The sequence below is a fragment of the Secundilactobacillus odoratitofui DSM 19909 = JCM 15043 genome (assembly GCF_001434895.1).
GTDB lineage: Bacteria > Bacillota > Bacilli > Lactobacillales > Lactobacillaceae > Secundilactobacillus > Secundilactobacillus odoratitofui.
In genome coordinates, this window is record NZ_AZEE01000029.1 from 264,861 (window position 1) to 288,507 (window position 23,647).

Consider the following 23,647-nt stretch of genomic DNA (forward strand, 5'->3'; position numbering starts at 1 on the left):
AATTCAAATTATGGATCACAAACAAAATGGCTTATTGTATGGACCAGACGATCGGGTACCAGCTGGACAAGCTGGTATCTTAGGACTTCAACACGTGCTTGCAATGGACGTGTATGTTGCACCAATCATCATGGCTGGCCTACTGTCGATGTCCGTCGCGCAAAAAACTGGCTTCTTGCAAGCCGCTTTCATTGCGTGCGGTATCGGGACAATTTTACAAACCCGATTCTTTATGAAGTTGCCCGTTTCTCAAGGTCCATCCTTCGTCCCCGTTGGTGCCGTCGCAGGTATTTACCTCGCAAATGGTGGTGCACACGGTGGGATGGCAACCGTATTAGGATCGTTAGTTGTCGGGTCATTTTTACTCATCGCGTTAGGCGTGTCCGGCGTCTTCCAAAAGGTGATCTCCAAACTCGTACCCGCTATTGTGGGTGGCACCATCATTACCTGCGTGGGGTTATCACTTTTACCCGGTGCCCTGAACGATAACGTTTTCGAGGCTAGTGGTAATATCAATCAAAATATCATTATTGCTGGTACCACTGGCATTGTCATGTTACTTGCTATTATTTTAAGTATTCGTGTACCGCAATTAAAGAAAGTCCTCAAAGTTAGCTCAATTGTGATTGCACTGATTGTTGGCTCAATCGTCGCAACGTTTATGGGTCGATTTGATTGGAGTACTGTTCAAAAAGCACAGTGGTTTAGCCTACCTCAATTCACGTCGTTACACTACGGTCTCCACTTCTCAATTCCTGCTATTTTAACGTTTGTGGTCATTTACCTCGTGTTAACAACTGAAACAACCGGAACGTGGTTTGCCATGAGTGCCGTTACTGGTGAAAAAATCACCGATAAACAATGGAACATGGGCATTATTGGCGAAGGCCTCAGCTGCTTGATTTCAGCACTACTCGGAGCCACACCAATGACTGGTTATTCAACTAATGCCGGTGTTGTTTCTGTTACCGGTGTTGCAAGTAAACGCGTCTTCGTCTCAGCCGGAATTTGGTTTGTTATTCTCGGCTTCTGCGGTAAATTATCCGCGTTCTTTGCGGCCGTACCTGCACCAGTTATCGGTGGTGTCTACTCCATCATCTGTGTCATTATTATGCTAAATGGACTAAACGTCATTCGTTTCCTGAACACGGGCGAAAGTGCTATCTATATTATCGGCGTGCCAATCGTCTTAACCATGGCCTTAGTCTTGATCCCAAGCAAGGTCGTCAGTGAAGCGCCACAACTCATTCAGTACCTATTGGGCTCACCAATTACAATTGCAGCGCTGAGTGCCATTATCTTGAATCTATTAATGTCAAATAAACAGACACTAACTGCTGAGCGTCACGAATCAGCAGCTCAAACCAGCGGTCGTTAGAAACGAATCGCTTCAGTGACACTAGGCGGTTCTCAATTTAAATCACAAAAAGCACTGAACATTTTTCGAAATTCGAAACTGTTCGGTGCTTTTTGCTTGACCTAGAGTTAACTCTAAGTATTAACATAATAACATCCTAAACATAAAAGGATATGGCACAAAACTTTATTCAAACATTAAATGAAATCAGGTGACAACATGTCAGTTTTAACAGATACAATCACATTAAATAACGACGTCAAGATTCCAGCCATTGGTTTTGGTACTTGGCAAACACCAAATGGTCCCATTGCTTATAAAGCGGTGAAAACTGCTCTGGACTTGGGCTATCGCCACATCGACACAGCTTATGCCTATCATAATGAGGAAAGCGTTGGTAAGGCGATTAAGGATTCCGGACTGAAGCGTGAAGAGGTTTTCATTACTTCAAAATTACCAGGTGAAGTCAAGAATGCCAAGCAAGTAACCGAATACTTTGAGTCAACAATTAACAGTTTGGGGGTCGACTACTTAGACCTGTACCTAATCCACGCGCCATGGCCATGGAACAAAATCGGCGAAAGACATGACGCTGATAACGTCGCTGTTTGGCGAGAAATCGAAAAACTTTATCAAGCGGGTAAAATTAAATCAATTGGCGTTTCAAACTTCGACGTCCATGATTTACAAAACTTGCTTAAGCACACCGATATCGTACCGGTTGTAAACCAGATTCAATACTACGTCGGCTTTACCGAACCAAAGATCGTTCAATTTGCGACTGAGCATCATATCAAGATTGAAGCTTACTCACCACTGGCTACTGGTGATTTGATTCATAACGCCAAGGTCAAGGCAATTGCGGATCATTACAACGTCAGTGTGCCTCAAGTGGCTCTGAAATTTGTACTTCAAAACGGTGCCATCGTCTTGCCAAAGGCCACTAGCGAAGCGCACATCAAGGCTAATGCTGATTTAGACTTCACGATTTCTGAAGCAGACATGGCCACTTTGAACGCGATGACAGATACTGCTCCAGCCCATTTCCATAATGAAACACAGGGTTAATTTCGGTTAAAAATAACTGAATAGAACTTCAAGGTTTGAAATCAATCAAAAATAAAGCCACAAACTTTCTTAATTAGGAAAGTTTGTGGCTTTTACTTTGAATTTACCACTGCTGGGAAAATGAGAACGATATTTTTATTTCCCGGGAAATACCACGTCAATCATCGTTTACATCTACCTTAATTATTGTGATTTTCTATCACATTACACGCCTAAATACCATTGTTATTCACATTTACGGCTAGCAACAGTCCGCTTCTAGTCCAAGGTCATGACGTTGCCTATAATAACCTTATTACTAAACGGAGGGAATTATATTATGTCTGCGCTCATTTACAATTACGGTCCCATTATCTTAATTATGTTCATTCAAGAAATGCTCGTTCCAAGATGTCGTCATCGCGTTGTTGCAACGATTCTACCGATAATAACCCTGATCTCCGGGCTTTATCTTTACGTCATTCAACCCGCCAATAATTTAGGCGATAAACTGATTAACTTATTATTAGTGTTGCTCTGCAGTTTAATCGTGTATCTGATGGGGGTCATCGCTCTACCGACCCAACCAACTGAATCTTCATCAGATTATCAATTCACTAAAAATCATGACTAGCTTAGCAACGTGCTTAAGCAAATCAAACGATGAAATTTGTCATAACCTAATCAATCGGTTCTTCCCACTTATCAGTATTTGGACCAAGGGGTAAAACATGTTCAAAATCGCTAACTGTCTCACTCACTTGGAAAAAGTGCTGTTTAATGGCCAAAAAATCTGTATTTTGTTTAAAAGCGGGAATTTGATAACAAGTTTTGGCGTAACGCCAGAGATTAGGAAACTCTATCAATCTTTTTTGATTAAGTTTATTTTGAAAATAATAGACGAGATCAAAGCGTACTAATCGAACAAAAAGGAGTAAGTCAGATAACGTCACCTGTTCACCAAATAGAAACGATTGCGTGGCGAGTCGTTGATCAAATTCTGACAACTGACCAAAGAACTGATTTGATAACTGTTCGTATTCCGCCTGTGACTTAACCTCATTGATAGCATTTACTGGTTTTGATAAATTATCAATAATCTGTTGATTCATCGCTAAGATAGCTGAACGTTGCGCTTCTGGAAAGACGTCTGGTGCATGCTGGGAAAAATAAGCCCGCCATTCAGTTGCAAGTTCCGGTAGTAGCGTCCCTGACTCACCGTTAACGACTTTGCCAGTTTGACAATCAACCAAAGCTGGTACTGAAGCACGTGCACTAAATTGGGCATCCGCCAGCCGATAGTTTTCACCTAAACTTTTCGTTTTTAAAATCGGATCAACGTCATCTGCGCTTGGACCGAAAAACCAATCATCATTGACGCCATCATGTCGCAAAGCATATACGGGACTCTTGGCAATGACTTCATCTAGGCCAAGCAAATCAATCAAGATTGCGACTGGCGTTGCCCAGGGGCAAAACTTTCCCCAAACTAAGCTGTAGCGATTAGGTTCAACGGGTAACTCACCCGTTGAAAATTTAAGATCAAAGGTTGGCGTTGACTTTTGGCTGGGTTGCCAAGCACACGCACCATTATCTGAAGTAGCAGTCATATTCAAAACCTCGATTCCGACTAAATTAACTTTCAGTTTACCGAACTTTGGTACGAAATGAAATTCCCCTGTTCGCTAAACTCGCATTTTAATCATCATTATTGATCATGAAGTTGGCCCTCAATCGGCTCAAATCCCAAAACTAGCTGTAAATATTCGAAATTGTTTAAATAACGTACAACTTCCGGCATCAAGCAAAGAATCCTAGCATTCAAATCACCCAAGAATAACAATTTCCCAGGAAATATCTGCTATACTTTTTTTAAGGGCACGCTTGGATCCATAATCGTGCAAACGGAGGAAAACAATGAAACTTGGGGAACGACTTCAACAAACTCGGCTTGAACGCGAATTAACGCAACAGAATCTCGCGACTGCCATGCATGTTTCACGACAAACCATTTCAAATTGGGAAACCGGGCGAACTTACCCAGATATTGATAGTCTGATTGGGCTGAGTAATTACTTTGACCTATCACTAGACGTCTTATTAAAGGAGGACCGCGGTGTGACTGACTACCTCAAACGTCAAGAAGTCGCTGCTCAACTAGCACCAGTTAGTAAATTGAGTACAATTCTCACATATTTAATTTTAACAATATCACTTTTTGCACCTATGTCAGATATTTGGAGTCTCATCATCCTGATTGCTGTCGTATTACTCATCATTTTGAATCATCGCCTCGAAAAGTTCACCGAAAACGTCAACGGTGTCTCAATCACGACTAATCATAAAGCATTTAACTGGCCTAAATTTCGCTGGTGGTTAATTGCACTCGCCAGTATCGTAACCATCGTTGGCATCTGGCTTTATATTCACTTTGGGCAAACCGAACTCATACTGATATGGATTGTGGTAACTGCAGGTGGCTGGTTACTAATTGGTATATTAGAGTTGCTTTTCCGCTTTAACGTTTTTGCATCATAATCTTGTTCAGCCTCACAAAATATCTATTCGCTTAAAAAAGTCACTATCATGTTCAATCGAACGTGATGGTGACCTTTTATTTCCCGGGTTATTTTTGTGGCACGGGTTTTGGTCCACTCACTGCAATCGCCTGTAAAAATGCGGTGGCTAAAATCATCGCACCACCAAGCATCTCTGGTAAGCCGAATGCTGTGTGCAGAATCAAAATGGATAAGACCGTTGCCGTGAACGGTTCAAACGAGCTCAGCATTCCTGTCGTTGCCGGCAAAATGTAGTTTAAACTTTGTAAGTACAAAAGGTAGGCGAACATCGTCCCAAACGTTGCAACGAAGAGCACGCCACCCCAACTCATCAAATTCAGATTCGGTAGCGGTGTCATGACAATGTGTGGCATAAACACCAGACTCCCAATCAACATCGCCCAACCCGTCACAACTTTGGCATCGTACTTTTGTAGTAACCGAATTGGAATCAACGTATAAAGCGCTTGGCCCACACCGGCCATGACGCCCCAAAAAACAGCGGCTGGTGCCAATTGTAAACGATCAAACTGTCCCTTAGTTACTAACAAGTATGTACCAAATAGCGCGATGACCATCGAAATTGCGTCAATTCGACGTGGCAGTCGCCAATGACGAATCGCGAGATACAAAATGATAAACAGCGGCCCTAAAAATTGCAAAATTGTCGCAGTTGGCGCATTACCATGCTTAACCGCCATGAAATACGAATACTGAGATGGAATCATTCCGAATAAGGCAAAGGCAATTAATAACGTCCAATCTTGCCAATGATGCCAAATGGCAAGAACCTCTTTTGTGTTGGTAACGCTACTCCAAATCACCAGCAACAGTCCCGCAATGGCTAGACGTACACCAACTAACCATCCTGGTTCAACTGGCTGCTTGGAAAACAAATACTGGGCTGTCACACCTGACATACCCCAAAACGTGGTGCCGACAATGGCACAGGTGAGTCCCTTTCGTTTATCGGTCACCTTAAGATCCTCACTTCCATTAAAAGTCTCTGAGTATTATCTTAGAGGGTCTCCTCGTGAATGTAAATCTTTTTTGGAAATCGTCATAGACAACAAAAAGAGCGTAGCCGACTCAATACTGTCAACTACCGCTCTTTATAATTTTTTATCGTAAAGTAATCTTGTTCAGTTATTTAATTGAAGCCCGTGTGTAATCCGCAAAACCGGCCACGTGATAAGCAACCCCAGTTAACTTCGAGTTAACGAGGTGAGATTCCTTCACGTAATATAGCGGGATAATCCCGGTTTGATCTTGTAAGCGGTTCTCCGCCGCACGTAAGTTGCGCCAGTATGCAGTCTGCGTTGAAGCCGACTTAGCTTTTTCAACCAATGTATCGTAGGTCTTATCGCTGTAATGCCCTGGATTCATAGCGTTACCTGAGGTCAAAATGCCCAAGTAGTTGATTGGATCAGCAAAATCAGCTAACCAGTACCACTGACTCATGGTAAATTTACCACTGGTCTTACGATCAGCAAACCCCTTATCCGGTAGGTTACTGATTTCAACCTTAGCACCGGACAAGTTTTCTTCAACTTGGCTTTGGACGAACTGTGCGACATTCTTCGTCACATCTTGGTCGTCACCAATAATCGAAATGTTAACCTTACCACTAATCCCTGCTTCCTTCAGACCTTCAGCCCAAAGTTGCTTGGCTTTTTTGACGTTTGGCTTGTACGTTGTGCTGGTTTCCTTGCTAAAGTCTTTGCCAGTGGTTGGATCGGTTGAAGTTCCTGGACTAACAAAACTACTTGCAGCAGTTGAACCATCCGCTAAGACCTTGCTTGCTAATTGTTGCTTATCAATCACGAGTGAGAGTGCTTGGCGAAGTTTCTTGTTAGCCAGTGGTTGGCCATTACGTTGATTAAGCTGTAAATAATACGTCCAAGCTTTAGGCACACGCTTCAGATTTTTATTACCCTGAAGGTTCTTAGCAGTGACACCTGAAATTGTGGCATCATCTAGCTCGCCCTTAGTAAACAAGTTATGGGCTGTGTTAGCATCCTTCACAGTCTGATACTTAATCTCATCAAGCTTAATCGCTTTTTTATCCCAATAGTGACTATTTTTCTCTAACGTATAGCTGTCGTTAGTACCTGTCCAACCCGTAATCTTAAAGGCTCCATTAGAAACGGTATTCTTCGCCGTTGTGCCATAAGCCTTAGTTCCCACTTTTTCGACAAATGGCTTATCTTGTGGCATAAAGACGGGCATCGCAACCAGTTTATTAAAGTAGGCCATTGGATGATCGAGTGTAATCGTCAAGGTCCGCTTACTGGTTGCCTTAATTCCGAGTGTCTTGTAGGATTTTTTACCAGCAATAATTGCGTCAGCGTTTTTAATGCCACTGAAGACATACGTGTAAACTGGATTATTTTTTGGATTCAATGAACGTTTCCAAGAGTACTCAAAGTCAGCAGCGGTCACTGGATCACCGTTACTCCACTTAGCATTCTTGCGGATATGGAAAACATACTTTTTACCATTATCCGTTGGTTTTTCAATCTGAGTTGCCATCGCTGCCACTGGTTGATCCTTGTCGTTTAAGCGATAGAGTCCTTCAGAAATGTTGGTCAACGTATTAAACTCAGGCATGGTTGCCTGATTCGTATTGTCCAAGCTCGTTAAGTCAGAAGTTTGCATTAGCGCGATGCTCTTCTTACTTGATTGATTGGCGTTGTTACTGCTACATCCCGCTAAAACCACGGCAGCAAGTAACGTCACAGTTCCCAACAACAACCCATTTTTCTTCTTCACAGGAATCCCTCTTTTCCCAGAAGGTATTCGGTTCGACTACTCATAGTTTAGCAGATGTTGCGCTGTATTTCTGCAAATTTGTTGCAAAATAATCAAACAAAGTTAACGATTTGATACGTTTTCAAGCAAAATGCTGACAGGCCGCCAAAACTGCTTTATGATAGCAGGTAATTTATCAATGATTAAGGAGCATCTACATGAGTTTATTGAATAATCCGATTACCCAGACCAGTAACCTTGGCTTAGTCATTATCGATGTTCAATCCGGTTCAAAATACCTAGCAGAGCACGTTTTCAAGAAACTTAGCCCGACAAATTTTGAACAAATCGTCAGCAATAATCAACGCCTAATCGATGCCTTCGTGGCGCATAATCTGCCCGTTTTCATCGTCACAATGCATCCTAAAATGTTTCCCAAGTTGATTAATGACACGTTTTCACGGCCGTTACTAACTGCCAAAGCCACCAACACTTATCACGTGCAGAAAAAAACGGCCAGTGCCTTCAAAGAGCCTACCTTCTTGGACGCATTGCAACAATCAGGCGTGAAACACCTCGTTATCACGGGTTTTACTGCTGATAATGGTGTTCGTAAAACAGTGCGTGACGGGCAGCGAGAAGGCTACGCTGCGACCGTCATTACCGATGCCATCGTGGCCAAAAGCAACGAACTCTATCAAGAAGCAATCAGAACCTTCGCACAAGTTGCCGATACAGACGCAATGATCGCTTCGTTAAACGCATAATTAAAGGCATCTAACCACCTCATGTTCAGATGGATTAGGTGCCTTTTGATTAATATTACTTTGCCAAAATAATTTCAGATGAAACGAACATGCCAGTTTGATACCGCAATCTTCACGCACCACAGAAGGCTTTTCAGCCTACTTATTATCAACGTTCTTCACCTGAACCTGCACATAAAATACCCGGGTGCCACGATCAATCAGTTCCTGCAATAGCTGAAGTAAGATGATGACCCATCCAAACGCCAGGGCGAAGCCAATGATTTCAAATGCTGTAAGCGATAAGTAACCCACAAAGGCGAACAACACGTCCGAGGCAACTAAGATAGCACCAATCGTATACGATAAGCGTAAAAATTGTTTTGAGACGCCAGGCAACAACCACCGAATACCTACAATCAACCCGATAATAAAGTAGGTCAGCGCTCCTGCAATTTGATCATGGATCTCATGATACTGATGGTTATTGGGGAAAAAGCCCACTGCACCAAGGTCGATTGCCATTAGCGTTAAAATAATCCGTAACGTCATCATCCGCAGTGATTTAGGATAAATTGGTTCTAACGAAACAAAAATGTAGTCGATCAAAGCTACCATAATCAACGCTGAAAACATGAGCGTCATATTAAACGCCCAGCTGTTACTGGCCAATTGTGTGCCAAGAAAACTCAGATTATGCTGCCACCAACGTCGTGAACTGTTAGTTGCCATCGAAATGATGACCCCGCTAACGATTACGATGGTAAATAACCGAATCAACGTCCGGGATGACAATGACATAGCTGCAAAAATCATGACGTAGTTAATCATGCCCTCAAACACGAAAAACAGCATGGTCGACGTTAACCGATCAAAGGTTGCACCATCGAAAATTCGCCCGAACAGCCAAAACATGCCGAGCAGACCGAGTGCCAAAATCAACGCAAAGGACAAAATCACCACTGGAAAGTTTCGCCAGTAAATATGTGTCGAAAATGAATTGGTCCGGTTACGCCGTTCACGCACGAAAAAGATGCCAAACATCAACGTGCCGATGATGACCCCACCGATTAAAACCGTTGTTCCTAATGACATGTCGCCATTCATGGGAATTTGATTTTGTTTTTTAACGGCAAAATAGACATTAAATGCGATACTGCTCAAAAGTGCGGGTAACACGATCCACCACCACGAGATTCGCTGAAATAGCGACACATCACTCGCCTGAGTTGTCAGAACCATCGTATCGCGACTCAGTTCTAACTTAACGCTTTCTTGATCAATTAACTTGAGTTGTGAACTAACATTGTCTGGCAACTCAAGTGTGAATCTCTTTTCACTCATATTCTTCTTCCCCCAAATGTCTTCGTTCCTATTTTGGCGGAAATTGAGGGTTTGTACAAGCATAAATTTTATGAATAGACAGCGGTAAATGCTACTTATGGTCGCATCGACGTCCTACAACGACCCGATTAGATACAAAAGTGGGTGAGCGCCTCCCGTGCGTTCACCCACTTTTTTGACTTCAACTCATCGACACTATTTAGACCTAGTCGTCATCGTCATCATCGTCTTCTTCAACAAGGCCTTCCCAAGCCGATTTACCGAGAACTGCTTGTAGTTGCTGAATTGCGTGGTTATTTTGCCCTAGAAGCGTCGTCAGTGTTGCTGCCAATGCTGGCCGATCTTCCTTTTCGGCTAACTTAATTGCCCGGGTAATAAACAAGTTCTCAGTATTATAATCGTGCGCTGTAATATCAACGATTTCACTGGCACTCAAGTACTTGTTACGACCGTCCTCTGAGAGCATCTTATAATTGGTGTACTCTTCGGTAGTCGATGGTGGCAATTCATTTTCGTCAAGCAAGGCATCTGCAACGGTGTCATAATCCTGACGTGCTTGCTCAATCAACTCATCATAAAGTGGCTTAACCGCTGCACCTTCAAACCCCTTGAGGAACCACTTGGCTTGGTGTAATTTAACGTCTAAAATTCGTAAGTTAGCGACGATGTGACCAGTCATTGCACCGGCTGTTGGGGTGTGGTGATCGACGTCAGCTTGTTTAACTTCTGCTTGGTACTTTGCTTCTACTGCTTCGGTTGTCATGAATGAACCCTCCTGTTATTTGGCTTAAATTCCTAGTTAGTTTGCTGCAACTGAGTCCTTAACCTTGATCTTCTTAACTTCGTAGCCTAACTTATCAACGACGGCTGCTAACTGTTCTGCAGAAACTTGACTGTCGTCAAAATCGGCCTTAGCCTTGCTGGCGTTAAATAATACTTGAACTTTCTCAACACCCGCTTGATTTTGAAGGGCACTTTGAATTTTAGTCATACATGATGGGCAAGTTAAGCCGTCTAGTTGTAAAATTGCACGTTTTGTCATAATTAAGACCTCCACTGTTTTTTGATTATCTATAGTCTAATCGCTTTAATGTCATTTGAACTTGACGTATATCAAGTTCGCTCAATTTATCTGCCCGAAGTGCTTAATTTGGCAGCTTGCGGCTGTGGTGTTGGCTTCAGTTTGCCATAACCAATCAACCGCATTGCGTTGAAGATGACCACGAGAATGCTAAATTCGTGGACGAACATGCCGCTGGCCATGTAGATAAACCCAAGAATCAGGCCAATGAGTAAGAAGACCACGACACCAATTGCAATTAAGATATTTTCCTTCGTGTTGATAACTGTCTTCTTCGACAGCGCATAGGCGTGGACGAGTGCGTCGAAACTCGATTGCATTAAAACCACATCGGAGGTTTCAATTGCAACGTCGGTACCGCTACCCATGGCAATCCCAATCTGAGCGGTTGCGATGGCGGGGCTGTCATTGATACCGTCACCAACAAAGGCAACGTGTTGTCCCCCATCCTTAAATTGCTTGATGTACGTTACTTTATCTTCAGGCATCAGTTCGGCATGAACTTCATCGATGCCAATTTGCTCAGCAACGTATTGTGCCGTTACGTGGTTATCACCAGTCAGCATGACTAAGTGCTTAGCACCATGGTCACGTAATGCTTGGAGTTGCGCTTTGATACCTGGTCGAATCACATCTGAAACGCCTAGAATTAAACTTAATTGACCATCAACGGCCACCATGACAACGGAACTACCAGTTGCTTGAACATCCGCCAAATCTTGATTTTGTTGCGCTGATAGTGTGACTTGGTTAGCTGTCATCAGCTTTAGGTTACCCACTAACACGTGGTGTTGGTCGATATCTGCGACTAAGCCTTGACCCTTCACCGTTTCATTGTCAGCGACGTTCAGTGCTTCAAACGCTAATTGTTGCTTAGCAACGTAGGCTGTAATGGCCCGTCCAAGTGGGTGATCGGATAATTGCTCAGCCCGAGCCACCAAAGTCAGTGCTAAATCAGCATCAGCTGCATAGGTTTTGACTGTCGAAACCGCCGTATTGCCTAGCGTTAGCGTCCCGGTCTTATCAAACACAAAAGTATCAACCTTTGAGAAATCATCCATTACAGCGCCACCCTTTAGCAAAATGCCACGTTTAGCACCGTTACCGATTCCCGCAACGTTTGAGACTGGCGCACCAATCACTAGGGCTCCTGGGCAACCAAGGACTAAAACGGTAATGGCGGTTGGAAAATCACGGGTGAAAATGTAGACCAACAATGCAATTACTAAGACGGCAGGTGTGTAGTACTGGGCAAATTTATCGATGAACGATTCAGCTGGTGATTTTGCATCCTGTGCATCCTCAACTAATTCAATAATCTTGCCAAAAGTGGTATCTTCGCCCACTTTGGTTGCTTCAACCGTCACAGTACCATTGCTTAAAATAGAACCAGAGAATACATCGTCGCCGTTAGTTTTAGCAACCGCCTTAGACTCGCCGGTAATTACGGCTTCATCCAAATAACCGGCACCGTCAATAATCTTACCGTCAACTGGCACTGAGGCCCCCGTCTTAACGAGCACGTGGTCACCTTCATCAACGTCATCAATATCAACCTCTTCTTCGTGACCGTCACCATCTACCACAATCGCTGTTGCCGGTGCCATTTCGGTCAATGACTTAATTGATTCACGGGTCTTAGTGAGTGTCCGTTGTTCGAGGTAACTCCCGAATAGGAACAAGAAGGTGACAATTGCGGATTCGTTATACTCACCAATGATGAACGCACCGATTACCGCAATACTGACCAGCAGTTCGATACTGATAACTTTTACTTTTAACGCTTGGTAGGCGTGCATCATAATTGGCACGGCCGCAATAATTGAGGCAAGAATCAAAGCCCCGTTATAAACAACCGTTGCATCTAAAACATATTTGCCAATATAGCCAATGGCAATCAAGACTGCGCTAATCAACGTCAATTGGGTTTGGTGTTGCTGAATAAATCGCTGCGCTTTCATTTGAATCGCTCCTTCACTTAATTGATGACTTTAGTTTAAAGCGCTTTATGAAGGATTAACTTGATGCAGGTCAAGTTGAGGATATTTTTCAAGAAATTTTGTCGTATAATAGATGATTGTTATCTATTAATGAAAGTAGGTGTCAAAATGCTCTTTTCAGAACTCTTCGAAAATGATCAACCAGTATTGGCCTAACGCCTTTCACTGGAAACTCTCTCTGTTAGGCGATTTTACCAATTAAAATCAAACATAACGGAGCGTAATACTATGAATGAACTTAAACCATCCGCTGCCTCAAAATTTAAAGGCAGCCTCTATCTCACCATCGCCGCCAGCATTTGGGGCGGTATGTTTGTGGTCGTTAAAATTGTGGTCCCTAGTGTTCCACCAATGATTCTAGTCTGGTCGCGTTATCTCATCGCAATCGTGGCACTTTTACTTCTATGTCTTCAGCAGCGCATTGACTGGCATGTTGATCGACATGACTTACCCTTGTTGATTGGCATCGGTTTAATTGGTCAACTGGCCAGTATTGTCTTTCAAGAAACGGGAACGATGCTTGCAAATGCTCAGATTGGGTCGATTGTGACCGCTACGACACCAGCTTTCATGACGTTGTTCGCAGCTTGGTTACTGCATGAAAAATTGACCCGGCTTCAATTACTGGCCGTTACCAGTGCCACAATTGGGGTCATCCTTGCTGGCGGTGGAATGTTTCACGTGAAACATTCGCAATTACTTGGTGTCGGTTCCTTGCTGATTGCGGCGCTTACCTGGGCACTCATGTCCGTGTTACTTAAAAAAGTGCCAGCTCGCTATCCAGCATTACAGGTCACGACCATCGGCACACTAGTAGCTTTAATTGGCTTGACCCCGATGATTGCCGTTGCCTACCCGAGCTATAACTGGGCGATTTTGCTCACACCTAAAATTGGTGGTGGTTTACTTTATCTAGGCATCATCTCCACCGCGATTGCCTTCATCATGTGGAACAAAGGTCTTCAATATTTACGGGCAAGCCAATCAGGTCTATTTTTCTTCTTTCAGCCGCTAGTCGGTAGCCTGTTAGGCTGGTTAGTGCTGGGCGAAGCGCTCCACTTAAGCTTTATCGCGGGTTGCCTATTAATTTTCTTTGGCGTTGTTTTAACGTTGCGAGATTAGGCAATTATGGCAACTGGCTCACCACTACCCCCTTATTAATTTTTGAAATTTCGAATTTCATTTGAATTGAGGTTTTACTTTGTTATATCAATTATTTCACTGGCTTATCGTCCGTACCGAAAGTCCCTTTGAGTTGGCGTTTTAAACAACCAAATTTTTATTGAAGGGAAAGTCGCTATATGTCATCATCAAAGACAATTTCTACTAAAACAGTTTTACTCATGGCGATTATCACTGGTGTGATCGTCGCGAATCTAAATTTTATCCAGCCAATCGAAGGCCTGATTGCAACTGATTTTCACCTTTCAAAAGCCATCGTTGGTGTCCTAGCGATGTTAACACAGTTAGGTTACGCCTTTGGCTTACTACTAATCGTGCCACTCGGCGATATTTTTGACCGCTACCATTTGATTCAATTTATGATGGTACTTTCGATTGGTGCCCTCCTCGTCGCTTTCATTGCGCCTAACGCAATGGTTTTTGCCGTTGCCACCACTCTAATCGGCATCACCTCAGTGGCACCACAAATCATCATTCCATACGCTGGTGCACTGGCGCCTGCCATGCAGCGTGGTAAAGTATTAGGCACCGTTTTGAGCGGTCTACTTACTGGAATATTACTTTCGCGGTCGTTCAGCGGGTTACTCGGCAGCGTCATGCCATGGCAAGATATCTACTTAATTGCTGCATTGTTGGATGTGGTCATGTTGGTGATTGCCCACGTATACATGCCAAAAGATCCCCGCGGTCATCAGCAATTAAGTTATGGCCATGTCTTAAAATCACTACCACGTTTATTTATCACCCAACGTCGGTTACGAGGGTCTTCCCTCAACGGCTTTTGCATGTTCGGCGTCTCTAACGTGATGTGGTCAACCCTGGCCTTTTACCTCGCCGACCAGTACCATCTCGGCAGTAACGTTGCCGGCCTATTGGGACTCTTAGGCATTGCTGGTGTGCTAGCCGCACCCTACATTGGCAACCTGGTCGATCACCGCTCACCACGTCTCACAATTGGCCTCTCCATTTGGTTTTCAAGCCTCGCGTTCGGTCTATTCTGGCTGATTGGCCAATGGCTGGTCGGTTTAATCATCGGTATCGTTCTGCTTGATCTTGGGACGCAATTTAGTCAGGTTTCTAATCAAGCAATCGTACAATCTCTAAACCGCCAAGAGAGTAGCCGCAACAACTCTGTCTTCATGTTTAGTTACTTTTTAGGCGGTTCAATCGGTACCATGTCAGCTACTTGGGCGTGGAGTATTGCGGGTTGGAATGGTGTTTGTCTCGTCGCAGTTGCTTTCTTACTTATTTCGCTTGCCGGTCATCTCATCTTAAAGGAGCCGCTACAGCTTGTGGCACAACGGGATTAAGCGATTGCTAACGAGGTCTCGTTAGTCAAAAAGCCAACCATAACTTCTAATTGAAATTATGGTTGGCTTTTTAGTATGATTTTAGTTGTATATTAAACACTGACAGTACTTTTAAATTAAAGTTTTTACAGGTGTAATTAATCGTTCACAAAGTTAGCTGAATTGCGACAAGACACAGCAAAAATCTCCCCAACAAGCTCACCTCATCGTGAAGCTGTAGTTGAAAAAACACGCGCTCGCAAGTTTGTGTGTACGAAAGGAAGTTTAGATATAGCTAATGCTGGTCCACGTGTATAGATCTTCACGACTGTGGATGAGGTTAATTGAAGAGATTTCGATAGGAGCTGCAGCACTTTTATGTAAAGCGCTTACAACTAAAGTATAACACTTTTGAATATAAAGTAATTCTGTATTTCATTATCGTTTTGATAATTATAAGCGTATGTTATAACGTGATGATATCAAAAAACAGTCATCAAATTAGGGATGACTGCCGTACCAGCATAATACCGATTATGGTATTCATTAATAACATCTAATATCTAAACGATTACACTTATTTATTTACATAAAATAAATTTTGTAAGCTTCCCCTTACTAACTACCGTTGAAAAATCACGTGATTGATTCCCATGACATTCATCACGTAAAGCGCCAACACAAGCGCATTGATTGCAGCTGAAACTAAAATGATGCCGTACGAGATAGTCGCGCTAAAAAGGCCAAACAACCAGCCATTTCGATATTTACGGCCACGGAACGTGAAGCACCAGCCAATCAAGAGTAACGTTGCCACCACCTGAACGATGAGGCCCACAATATAGACGCCAGTACTCCCATGACTAGTTTGAAATAGGTAAGTTGCTACGGTGATAATATCCAATAGAATTGCAAAAAAAGGCATGCTGATCTCCTCCAAATACGACTTGATGTCGAAAAACGCCACCATAGGCCAACGCCATCAATGATAACCATCATTTTACCGCTTTACTTAGTAGACAACCATATCCCAATCATTTTTAAGGTATAATTTAAGAAGTACATGATAGGAGCTTAATACATATGCAATGGTTTTTCATTATTTTCCCGGCAATGTTGGCCGGCTTAGTGCAGGGGTTAACCGGTTTTGGTACCGGAATTGTTCTAATGATTTTCCTACCCGCTATTTTGCCAATGTCAACCAGTGCTGGTGTTGCGGCTTTGATTCCAATGGTCTCAATTGCCATTATGGTCCACCGTTACCACGACGCGCTGCACTTTAAACGCCTCATTTGGCCGTTTTTAGTTTATGCCAGTGTGGCTACCTGGTCGATTCATCTTGGCAAGGTTTTAGACGTCACCTTCTTGAAGTTAATGCTAGGTTGCCTGCTTTGCGTCCTCTCGTTGTATTTCTTATTCGTTAAATCAGCTGCTAACCGCCACTATCCACTTGTTGTTGCCGTCATTTTCACCATTATTTCTGGCTTTTTTAACGGCCTCTTTGGGATTGGCGGCCCGTTAATGGCGCTCTATTTTCTATCATTGGCTGAATCAAAGGAAACCTACATGGCCTCAATTCAAACTTTCTTCCTGATTGACATGACTTATGTTACCGGCGTTCGTCTCGCCAACGGCATTTTTACACCACAGGATCTGCCCATCATTCTCGTTGGCATACTTGGCGCTGTCATCGGCACCATTATCGCCAACCACCTGTTGACTCGGCTTAATCTAGACGTCATCCGCCAAATCATCTACGTCTTTATCGGCTTTAGTGGCGTGTTTTACCTCGTAACGTCATTACAATCCATCTAAAATGACCCTGACTGTGTCCACATGGCAGTTAGGGTCGTTTTTTAATTGCGTCAATAACAGCGTCACGACTCTAAACAGTATCAACGCTTCACAGTCTTAAATAATCGAACAAAATCCTCAATCAACATTGTGTTCACATTGTCTGGTCGGGTCACTAAATGTGCATGTATGTGGTTTTCAATAGCCGTCTCACAGGCAAACAAAACTCCAGCCCGTAGTTCTGATTCGACCATCACGCGTGGCAGATAGCTGAACCCTAATCCGGTTGCAACAACCGATTTAATAGCAGCAATACTTGGCAACATGATAGTCGGAAACAGTCGCTGATGTCCTTGCCAAACAGCCGTCTCAAATTGATTACGATATGAGCAATCTGGCTCATTAATGATAAAGGTGGCGGCACTTGACCGTAACAGCTCACTAAAATGCTGATGTGGTCGATTGGTGACTAAAACCATCTCTTGCTCGCCCAAATCATGGTCAATTAACTGAGCCTTAGGTTGACTAGGCCACATCATCAAGGCCACATCAACATCGCCACGTATCAGTGCCTCTTCATTGTGAAGACAAGTGGCATTTTGTAATTTCACCTCAACTTGCGGGTGTTGCTGCTTAAATTGTTGTAACGCCGTTGCCACCATCGTCACGGTCAACGATTCGGGCGCGGCCACCTTTAGCTGACCGACTTGTTGTTGGGTGGCTGCAAACTGCTGGACTGTTCCATAGTCTTGTAGCAATCGTTCAACTAAAGGCATTAGCGCATGTCCTGCCGCTGTTAAATGAACGCGATGCTGGTCGTATTTCAGCAAAGTTTGACCAATCTCAGCCTCTAGCTTGCGCATCTGCATCGAAATGGTCGATTGCGTATAACCAAGTTGCACCGCTGCCTTTGAATAACTGTGTGTTGACACGATCATTTGAAATGTAATGAGTTGTCGAATTTCGATAACAGGCACCTTCTATCAATTATTTTGATACTGAATATGATTACTATCAATTTTACTTTTAATTCTCTCTACCATACACTAACAGTAACCATATTTTCAACGGAGGTCTTTATGAAAATTCTACCCTTTGAACCTAATTATCATCATACTGCACAATTAGTGGATCTCATTAACTACTGTCAAAACCTGGAAGCACACCTCAAGATTAAGATGGCCGAACAAGACGACATCTTTAATATTCCAGCCTACTATCAACAATCTGGCGGTAACTTTTGGTTAGCATTGGACCAGGACAAGGTCGTTGGCTGCATTGCGCTGCTACCCATTGATGCCAACACCGCCGTACTCAAAAAGTTTTTTACCTATCCAAGCTATCGTGGCAATCCCATTCGTCTCGGCCAAAACCTCTATGATACCTTGATCAACTTTGCCAAAGCACATCAGTTCACTCGGTTGGTGCTTGATACACCAGAAGCCGAACACCGTTCACACACCTTTTATGAGCGTCAAGGATTCCAACAAATTACGGGTGCACAACTCCACGTCGCTTACCCGTATCCCGATCGCAATTCACGCTTGTATGAACTCACTTTATAAGGAATAAATCAAACATCCAACACTGTTACTTGCTGGGTGTTTTCAATTAACAATTTCTGTAAGCGTTTACATTTGCCTAATTTTGTGTAATAATGATCAATGATTTAAGACGTGAAAGGACTGAATTTATGATGAAAATTAAAGCTGCTGTTGTTGAAAAACAAAACGCTGATTTTGAAATTAAAGATGATGTCGAACTCGCCGAAATGGGTCCTGATGATCTCCAAGTTCACATGGTTGCCAGTGGGATCTGTCATTCCGATGAGGCGCTCCGAATTGGGGACGCCGTCATTGATTACCCGATCGTTCTTGGCCATGAAGGTTCTGGGATTGTCGAAAAGGTTGGGCCAGAAGTGACACAGTTTAAGCCAGGCGATCACGTTGTCCTCAGCTTTTACGGCTGTGGTAACTGCAAGAGTTGTCTTAAGGGCATTCCGACCCAGTGTGAAAATTACGCTGCTAATAACCTCTCTGGCGTTCGCCCAGATGGGAGCGCCCACTTCACTGAAAATGGCCATAAAGTCGCTGACATGTTTGATCAAAGCTCCTTCACGTCAACGACGGTGGTGCGTGAACGTAATGCCGTTAAAGTTGATCCAACACTCGACTTACGAAAACTTGGTCCTTTGGGCTGCGGCTACGTGACCGGTTCTGGTACGGTGCTGAACACCTTGAAGCCAAAGCCTGGCGATACCATCGCCGTATTTGGTACCGGTGCCGTTGGTTTGGCTGCTATGATGGCTGGCCGAATCTCTGGTTGCACTAAAGTGATCGGCATTGATATTGTTGACTCACGTTTGGATTTAGCCAAAGAATTAGGCGCTACCGACGTTATCAATAGTAAAAACGTTGACGTCGTTCAGGCCGTTAAAGACTTAACTGATGGCTACGGTGTTAACTGGGCCGTTGATACCACCGGTGTGACTGCTGTGATGGAAAATTCCATTAAAGTGCTTGCTCAAGGCGGTACCACTGCTACCATTGCCGTCACACCAAACCACATTGACGTTGATACTTGGAACGACCTTTGTGTTGACGACAAGAAGATCGTTGGCGTCAACATGGGCGATTCAATTCCTCAAGTTGATATTCCACGTCTCATCGACTTCTACAAGATGGGTATGTTTGACTTCGACAAGACCGAAAAATTCTACAAATTTAGCGAAATTAACGAAGCCAATGCTGACTCCCGCTCAGGTAAAACCATCAAACCTGTGCTGGTAATTGACGAAGACTACAAACCTGGTGAATAATCTCACCTAACTAACCGTTACACGTGAAACAATGGTTACAAAATAAGCACCTTCCATTTCTGGAAGGCGCTTATTTCTGATGTCATTATTTCGCTTTCAAATGCTTGTTAAAGATATCAAATAGTTCAGTTTCTTCGAATTCTCCCGCATCCACTCGCTTAACAAGTGCCACAAATTCATCATCGGTAAACGTCAGCTCGTATCCGTTAAGATCAGCTAATGCAGCAACAGCGGTAGCTGCTGTCTGCAAATTTTGACTCACAAAGGGTTTCCCCGAAATAATTGCAGCCAGTAAAAAGCCAGTTTTGTTGGCAACCATTTCGTGTAAATTGCGATCATAAAAATTGGCTTGCGGTACTGCGATAATTTTATCCAGTTGATCAGCCTTGTTAAGTCCAGGCTGCTGACCGTTTTTAATCACTAGCCGGCTATTAATGGCAATCAGCTCGTCAGCTGTAATATAGCGCATTAGGCCTCACCTCGTAATTGTGTCAGCGCACCGTCAAATTGATCAATTACTGCATTTAAAGTCGTATAAAATTGGTTATCTAATTGGATATTATTCCGAAAGGCTACGTCGATGGCGTCGCCTTTTTGAACATCCAATTTACGTGCAATGTTGGCCGGAATGGTGATAGCCAAAGAATTGCCGACTTGAATGATTTGACGTTGCGATTTGATTTCGTTCATCTTAATAAACCCGTTCCTTTCGTTATAACAATTTCACATTTGTACATGGCTATTATAGCATACCCGTTAATATCATTCAGGTAATTATCTCTAATTAATCAAATAACCAGTGCACACCTTTTATCAATTTAAAAGGTGTGCACTGGTTATTTGTCGTGTAACTTATGCTTCAATTTTCATTTGCATCAAATCATGAACAAACTGATTCTCGTCCGCAGTGAGTACGTAGCCCTTTCGCGTCACCACTGAAATGTTAAACCGTTCGGGAAGTGGATCACGAATTGTGATACTGGCAATATCAGCTGCATCATTATCCGAAATCACATCAGCCACAATCAAACTAATGCCAAGGTTTTCTTTTACCAGGCTCTTGATCCAAGAAATATCTGGTGTTTTATAAATCACCGGTGGATTGATACCTGAATACTCACAGTAAGCTTTAAACGCCTTGGGATGCACGAATTTGCGGTTTAACATAATGAATTTTTCGTTCGCTAATTGCTTAAAACTAACGCTGGTTTGATCCGCCAATGGATGTTGTTGACTTACAATCAGGTTAAAGGGCCGGCTACCCAATCGGCGAACTTCGAGCGATGGTTCGTGCAACGGTAGGACTGAAGCCAGTAACGCAATGTCAATTTGGCCGTCACGAACATCTTCTAATAAGCCACCAGAACCAGTTTCTACAACATCCAAACGCTGTAACAGTCCTTCTTTTAGCAATTGCCCCGCCAGGGACGGAAAGTACAATGTTCCAATGATGGGTGGTAAGCCAAATCGGATTTTAGCTAATCGCGCATTTTCAATTTCTTGATGGGCCAAGTCGAGGTTATCAGCAATCACGCGGGCTTTTTCATAAAGCAGCAGCCCTGCTCGAGTAATTTCAGTCCGATGATGGGCACGGTCAATGTGGACCAACTCACCTTCAAATTCACGCTCTAAGCGCTTAACAGCTTGGGTCACAGTTGGCTGCGAGACACTGAACGTCTCAGCGACGGCTGTATAATTACGCTTCTCAACCAACGCTTTAAAATACGCCAAATCCTTCGTATTCATGATGTGCCCCCTGTCTTATTCATTAAGGATTAGCTTATCACAAATCGAAGCTTGAAAAAATACTGAAATCAACCATTCAACCCGTTCTCGTTTTATATTTTGTTCAAAATACATTCAAAATGAAAAATTTTTAACTCGTGTATATACCCCTACTTAATCTCACACTAAGATATGACACTACCACTACGTGCTAGCGGGGGCGGCTGCTGTGGAACCAGCTGCAGCCACGGTACACGTGTCTTACGCTTCGTTTCTGAGCCTCACCAAGCCCGCGAGTCTCAGAAACGTCCAGTTCCACTAAATGCTACGCGTTAAGTGGAGCTTTTCACTGCAACCGCTCCCCCGCTAGCCCTCCGTTCTCGTTACCTTGAGTAATGCACAATAATGATTGTGGTGGCGTGAATCTTCTAAAATATTCCATTGAACTTTGTAACAATTAATTGTCATTATAATTTTACACAAAAAGTGAGCCCGCTTCCGGACTCACTTTTGTTTAAAATTCAATTAATTAAAGATTACCACATACCTAAGACTTTCATCCAAAGTGAGCCAATGCCACCCCAGATAACGAGGTAAACCAGACCCAAGATGAAGTTCATCCGCCACCAGTCGCTTTGTTTGTTGTAACCTGCACCAAACAAGGCTGAGGCAGGACCATTTGCGTATTGTGTCGTTGAACCGAAGATGGCACCAGTGAAGCCCAGCATAACAGCGGCAAAGGTAGCAGGTGCGCCAGCTGAAATGGCAACGGCAAGTAGAGCACCATACATCGCAGTAACGTGCGCTGTCCCTGAAGCAAACAGATAATGGCTGTAGAAGTAGAAGAGTACCAAGACAACCATCACAACGCCCCAACTCATACCATGAAGGCTGTTACCCAATGCTTTAGAAAGCCATGGAATGAAGCCTAAAACGTTCAATTCGTTGGCCATAAAGATCAAAATTGAGAACCAGAAAATCGTGTTCCAAGCACCTGTTTCGCTTAGCACATCTTTAACGCTCAAAACGCCAGAAATCAAAAGCAATGAAACGGCCAGGAAGGCAACGGTCGTAGCATCCAAACCGATGAAACTTGAAAGCATCCAAAGTACCAAGGCAATCACGAAAACACAGCCCATGATCTTTTCAGGTAAAGTAACTTTACCCATTTCGGCTAATTCTTTATCAGCCCATTCCTTAGCATTAGGGGTTTCCTTAATTTCAGGTGGATACATCTTGTAAATCAACCATGGTACAACAGCCAATGAAATTACGGCTGGTACAACGGCTGCAAGGAACCAGCTCATCCATGAAATTTCAACGTGTAAACCTTTGGCCAAAGCAACGGCAACCAAGTTAGGCGCCATCGCAGTCATGAACAAACCAGACGTGATAATGTCACCGTGGAATTCAGAGAAAATCAGGAATGAACCAATCTTACGTTCAGTCCCATCCTTAGGTGATGACCCGAAGGTATCAGATAAAGATTCAATGATTGGGTAAACAATCCCGCCGGCACGCGCCGTGTTACTTGGTGTGGCTGGTGAAGTCACCAGATCGACACCAATTAAGGCGTAGGCTAAACCAAGGGTCTTTTTCCCGAATAATTTGACGAAAATAAGGGCAATTCGACGGCCAAGACCGGTGTTAATGAACCCACGTGATAGGAAGTAAGCCATCCCAATCATCCAAACAGTCCCATTACCAAAGCCAAGAGTTGCATCATCAATTGATACAACGCCTAGTAGAACTGCCAATGTTAAACCAACAAGTGCAACCCCGGCAATCGGGATTGGTTGTACGATACAGCCAAGAATCGTTGCAACGAAAATTGCCAGCATGTGCCAAGCAACTAATGAAACACCATCTGGTCTGAATCCTGCACAGAACCAGATGATCAGGCCGACTAAAATCGGCCAGAAGAATTTTTTGTAGTTAATCTTATTGAGTGTCAT

23 protein-coding genes are annotated in these 23,647 nt (G+C 43.4%); 10 read left to right on the plus strand and 13 right to left on the minus strand.

From position 1 onward, the window contains the following. Window positions 1-10 precede the first annotated feature (10 nt). The 3 genes from FD04_RS09300 to FD04_RS09310 all read left to right on the plus strand — a co-directional run bounded on the left by FD04_RS09300 (window position 11) and on the right by FD04_RS09310 (window position 3,038). Window positions 11-1,378, plus strand: coding sequence for a uracil-xanthine permease family protein (locus FD04_RS09300; RefSeq protein WP_056948448.1), 1,368 nt, complete (start codon window positions 11-13; stop codon window positions 1,376-1,378). 198 nt (window positions 1,379-1,576) lie between these two features. Further along, on the plus strand, window positions 1,577-2,425 hold the full coding sequence (locus tag FD04_RS09305; protein WP_054700486.1) for an aldo/keto reductase: 849 nt from the start codon (window positions 1,577-1,579) through the stop codon (window positions 2,423-2,425). 319 nt (window positions 2,426-2,744) lie between these two features. Then, window positions 2,745-3,038 (plus strand): hypothetical protein, encoded by a 294-nt coding sequence (locus tag FD04_RS09310; RefSeq protein ID WP_054700181.1) that lies wholly within the window; start codon window positions 2,745-2,747, stop codon window positions 3,036-3,038. Window positions 3,039-3,084: 46 nt separating this feature from the next. On the opposite strand, the gene FD04_RS09315 is transcribed toward FD04_RS09310, so the two are convergent. Beyond that, window positions 3,085-4,014 carry a glutathione S-transferase C-terminal domain-containing protein gene (locus FD04_RS09315; RefSeq protein WP_056948450.1) on the minus strand — a complete coding sequence of 310 codons (930 nt, stop codon included), beginning with the start codon at window positions 4,012-4,014 and terminating at the stop codon, window positions 3,085-3,087. A 307-nt stretch (window positions 4,015-4,321) separates the two neighbouring features. Between FD04_RS09315 and FD04_RS12360 the strand changes: the two genes are divergently transcribed. After that, window positions 4,322-4,942 (plus strand): helix-turn-helix domain-containing protein, encoded by a 621-nt coding sequence (locus FD04_RS12360; RefSeq protein ID WP_082603200.1) that lies wholly within the window; start codon window positions 4,322-4,324, stop codon window positions 4,940-4,942. 88 nt (window positions 4,943-5,030) lie between these two features. Here the strand turns inward: FD04_RS12360 and FD04_RS09325 are convergent, their stop codons facing one another. Then, complete coding sequence (locus tag FD04_RS09325) at window positions 5,031-5,939, minus strand: DMT family transporter (protein ID WP_054700179.1); 909 nt, start codon at window positions 5,937-5,939, stop codon at window positions 5,031-5,033. Window positions 5,940-6,108: 169 nt separating this feature from the next. Continuing rightward, on the minus strand, window positions 6,109-7,734 hold the full coding sequence (locus FD04_RS09330; RefSeq protein WP_056948451.1) for a peptide ABC transporter substrate-binding protein: 1,626 nt from the start codon (window positions 7,732-7,734) through the stop codon (window positions 6,109-6,111). A 197-nt stretch (window positions 7,735-7,931) separates the two neighbouring features. Here FD04_RS09330 and FD04_RS09335 point away from each other — a divergent pair, with 197 nt between their 5' ends. Beyond that, entirely contained in the window at window positions 7,932-8,480 is a 549-nt protein-coding gene (locus tag FD04_RS09335; protein ID WP_054700177.1) for a cysteine hydrolase family protein, read from the plus strand. Window positions 8,481-8,618: 138 nt separating this feature from the next. On the opposite strand, the gene FD04_RS09340 is transcribed toward FD04_RS09335, so the two are convergent. From FD04_RS09340 to FD04_RS09355, 4 genes are all read right to left on the minus strand, one after another. Further along, window positions 8,619-9,803 (minus strand): DUF998 domain-containing protein, encoded by a 1,185-nt coding sequence (locus tag FD04_RS09340; RefSeq protein WP_235805682.1) that lies wholly within the window; start codon window positions 9,801-9,803, stop codon window positions 8,619-8,621. 205 nt (window positions 9,804-10,008) lie between these two features. Beyond that, window positions 10,009-10,566, minus strand: a complete 558-nt coding sequence (locus FD04_RS09345; RefSeq protein WP_056948455.1) for a ferritin-like domain-containing protein — start codon at window positions 10,564-10,566, stop codon at window positions 10,009-10,011. A 36-nt stretch (window positions 10,567-10,602) separates the two neighbouring features. Then, on the minus strand, window positions 10,603-10,845 hold the full coding sequence (locus FD04_RS09350) for a heavy-metal-associated domain-containing protein (protein ID WP_056948457.1): 243 nt from the start codon (window positions 10,843-10,845) through the stop codon (window positions 10,603-10,605). Window positions 10,846-10,931: 86 nt separating this feature from the next. Then, the gene (locus FD04_RS09355) at window positions 10,932-12,845 is read right to left on the minus strand and encodes a heavy metal translocating P-type ATPase (protein WP_056948459.1); all 1,914 of its coding nucleotides are present in this window, start codon (window positions 12,843-12,845) and stop codon (window positions 10,932-10,934) included. A gap of 267 nt (window positions 12,846-13,112) precedes the next feature. Between FD04_RS09355 and FD04_RS09360 the strand changes: the two genes are divergently transcribed. After that, entirely contained in the window at window positions 13,113-14,006 is an 894-nt protein-coding gene (locus tag FD04_RS09360; protein ID WP_056948461.1) for a DMT family transporter, read from the plus strand. A gap of 179 nt (window positions 14,007-14,185) precedes the next feature. Next, window positions 14,186-15,376, plus strand: coding sequence for an MFS transporter (locus tag FD04_RS09365; RefSeq protein ID WP_056948463.1), 1,191 nt, complete (start codon window positions 14,186-14,188; stop codon window positions 15,374-15,376). Between the two features lie 601 nt (window positions 15,377-15,977). Here FD04_RS09365 and FD04_RS09370 read toward each other — a convergent pair. Further along, the gene (locus FD04_RS09370) at window positions 15,978-16,280 is read right to left on the minus strand and encodes a hypothetical protein (protein ID WP_056948465.1); all 303 of its coding nucleotides are present in this window, start codon (window positions 16,278-16,280) and stop codon (window positions 15,978-15,980) included. Between the two features lie 158 nt (window positions 16,281-16,438). On the opposite strand from FD04_RS09370, the gene FD04_RS09375 reads away from it, so the two are divergent. Continuing rightward, window positions 16,439-17,170 (plus strand): sulfite exporter TauE/SafE family protein, encoded by a 732-nt coding sequence (locus tag FD04_RS09375; RefSeq protein ID WP_054700169.1) that lies wholly within the window; start codon window positions 16,439-16,441, stop codon window positions 17,168-17,170. An 80-nt stretch (window positions 17,171-17,250) separates the two neighbouring features. Here the strand turns inward: FD04_RS09375 and FD04_RS09380 are convergent, their stop codons facing one another. Then, a complete protein-coding gene (locus tag FD04_RS09380; protein ID WP_054700167.1) occupies window positions 17,251-18,126 on the minus strand; it encodes a LysR family transcriptional regulator in 876 nt (291 codons plus the stop codon). Window positions 18,127-18,228: 102 nt separating this feature from the next. Between FD04_RS09380 and FD04_RS09385 the strand changes: the two genes are divergently transcribed. Then, window positions 18,229-18,714, plus strand: coding sequence for a GNAT family N-acetyltransferase (locus FD04_RS09385; RefSeq protein ID WP_056948467.1), 486 nt, complete (start codon window positions 18,229-18,231; stop codon window positions 18,712-18,714). A 131-nt stretch (window positions 18,715-18,845) separates the two neighbouring features. Continuing rightward, window positions 18,846-19,967, plus strand: a complete 1,122-nt coding sequence (locus FD04_RS09390) for an NAD(P)-dependent alcohol dehydrogenase (RefSeq protein ID WP_056948660.1) — start codon at window positions 18,846-18,848, stop codon at window positions 19,965-19,967. An 85-nt stretch (window positions 19,968-20,052) separates the two neighbouring features. Here the strand turns inward: FD04_RS09390 and FD04_RS09395 are convergent, their stop codons facing one another. The 4 genes from FD04_RS09395 to FD04_RS09410 all read right to left on the minus strand — a co-directional run bounded on the left by FD04_RS09395 (window position 20,053) and on the right by FD04_RS09410 (window position 23,647). Next, window positions 20,053-20,436 (minus strand): hypothetical protein, encoded by a 384-nt coding sequence (locus tag FD04_RS09395; protein ID WP_054700165.1) that lies wholly within the window; start codon window positions 20,434-20,436, stop codon window positions 20,053-20,055. Continuing rightward, window positions 20,436-20,657 (minus strand): AbrB/MazE/SpoVT family DNA-binding domain-containing protein, encoded by a 222-nt coding sequence (locus tag FD04_RS09400; protein ID WP_054700163.1) that lies wholly within the window; start codon window positions 20,655-20,657, stop codon window positions 20,436-20,438. Before FD04_RS09400 ends, FD04_RS09395 begins: the two co-directional genes overlap by 1 nt. Before the next feature lie 162 nt (window positions 20,658-20,819). After that, window positions 20,820-21,713: a LysR family transcriptional regulator gene (locus FD04_RS09405; protein WP_056948470.1), complete on the minus strand. Its 894-nt coding sequence runs from the start codon at window positions 21,711-21,713 to the stop codon at window positions 20,820-20,822. A 515-nt stretch (window positions 21,714-22,228) separates the two neighbouring features. Beyond that, entirely contained in the window at window positions 22,229-23,647 is a 1,419-nt protein-coding gene (locus tag FD04_RS09410) for an anion permease (protein WP_056948472.1), read from the minus strand.

Bases quoted from the DNA above. Each gene is read 5' to 3' on its own strand.
- FD04_RS09300 (WP_056948448.1), top strand. From the start codon at position 11: ATGGATCACAAACAAAATGGCTTATTGTATGGACCAGACGATCGGGTA.
- FD04_RS09305 (WP_054700486.1), top strand. From the start codon at position 1,577: ATGTCAGTTTTAACAGATACAATCACATTAAATAACGACGTCAAGATT.
- FD04_RS09310 (WP_054700181.1), top strand. From the start codon at position 2,745: ATGTCTGCGCTCATTTACAATTACGGTCCCATTATCTTAATTATGTTC.
- FD04_RS09315 (WP_056948450.1), bottom strand. From the start codon at position 4,014: ATGACTGCTACTTCAGATAATGGTGCGTGTGCTTGGCAACCCAGCCAA.
- FD04_RS12360 (WP_082603200.1), top strand. From the start codon at position 4,322: ATGAAACTTGGGGAACGACTTCAACAAACTCGGCTTGAACGCGAATTA.
- FD04_RS09335 (WP_054700177.1), top strand. From the start codon at position 7,932: ATGAGTTTATTGAATAATCCGATTACCCAGACCAGTAACCTTGGCTTA.
- FD04_RS09340 (WP_235805682.1), bottom strand. From the start codon at position 9,803: ATGAGTGAAAAGAGATTCACACTTGAGTTGCCAGACAATGTTAGTTCA.
- FD04_RS09345 (WP_056948455.1), bottom strand. From the start codon at position 10,566: ATGACAACCGAAGCAGTAGAAGCAAAGTACCAAGCAGAAGTTAAACAA.
- FD04_RS09350 (WP_056948457.1), bottom strand. From the start codon at position 10,845: ATGACAAAACGTGCAATTTTACAACTAGACGGCTTAACTTGCCCATCA.
- FD04_RS09355 (WP_056948459.1), bottom strand. From the start codon at position 12,845: ATGAAAGCGCAGCGATTTATTCAGCAACACCAAACCCAATTGACGTTG.
- FD04_RS09360 (WP_056948461.1), top strand. From the start codon at position 13,113: ATGAATGAACTTAAACCATCCGCTGCCTCAAAATTTAAAGGCAGCCTC.
- FD04_RS09365 (WP_056948463.1), top strand. From the start codon at position 14,186: ATGTCATCATCAAAGACAATTTCTACTAAAACAGTTTTACTCATGGCG.
- FD04_RS09370 (WP_056948465.1), bottom strand. From the start codon at position 16,280: ATGCCTTTTTTTGCAATTCTATTGGATATTATCACCGTAGCAACTTAC.
- FD04_RS09375 (WP_054700169.1), top strand. From the start codon at position 16,439: ATGCAATGGTTTTTCATTATTTTCCCGGCAATGTTGGCCGGCTTAGTG.
- FD04_RS09385 (WP_056948467.1), top strand. From the start codon at position 18,229: ATGAAAATTCTACCCTTTGAACCTAATTATCATCATACTGCACAATTA.
- FD04_RS09390 (WP_056948660.1), top strand. From the start codon at position 18,846: ATGAAAATTAAAGCTGCTGTTGTTGAAAAACAAAACGCTGATTTTGAA.
- FD04_RS09395 (WP_054700165.1), bottom strand. From the start codon at position 20,436: ATGCGCTATATTACAGCTGACGAGCTGATTGCCATTAATAGCCGGCTA.
- FD04_RS09400 (WP_054700163.1), bottom strand. From the start codon at position 20,657: ATGAACGAAATCAAATCGCAACGTCAAATCATTCAAGTCGGCAATTCT.
- FD04_RS09405 (WP_056948470.1), bottom strand. From the start codon at position 21,713: ATGAATACGAAGGATTTGGCGTATTTTAAAGCGTTGGTTGAGAAGCGT.
- FD04_RS09410 (WP_056948472.1), bottom strand. From the start codon at position 23,647: ATGACACTCAATAAGATTAACTACAAAAAATTCTTCTGGCCGATTTTA.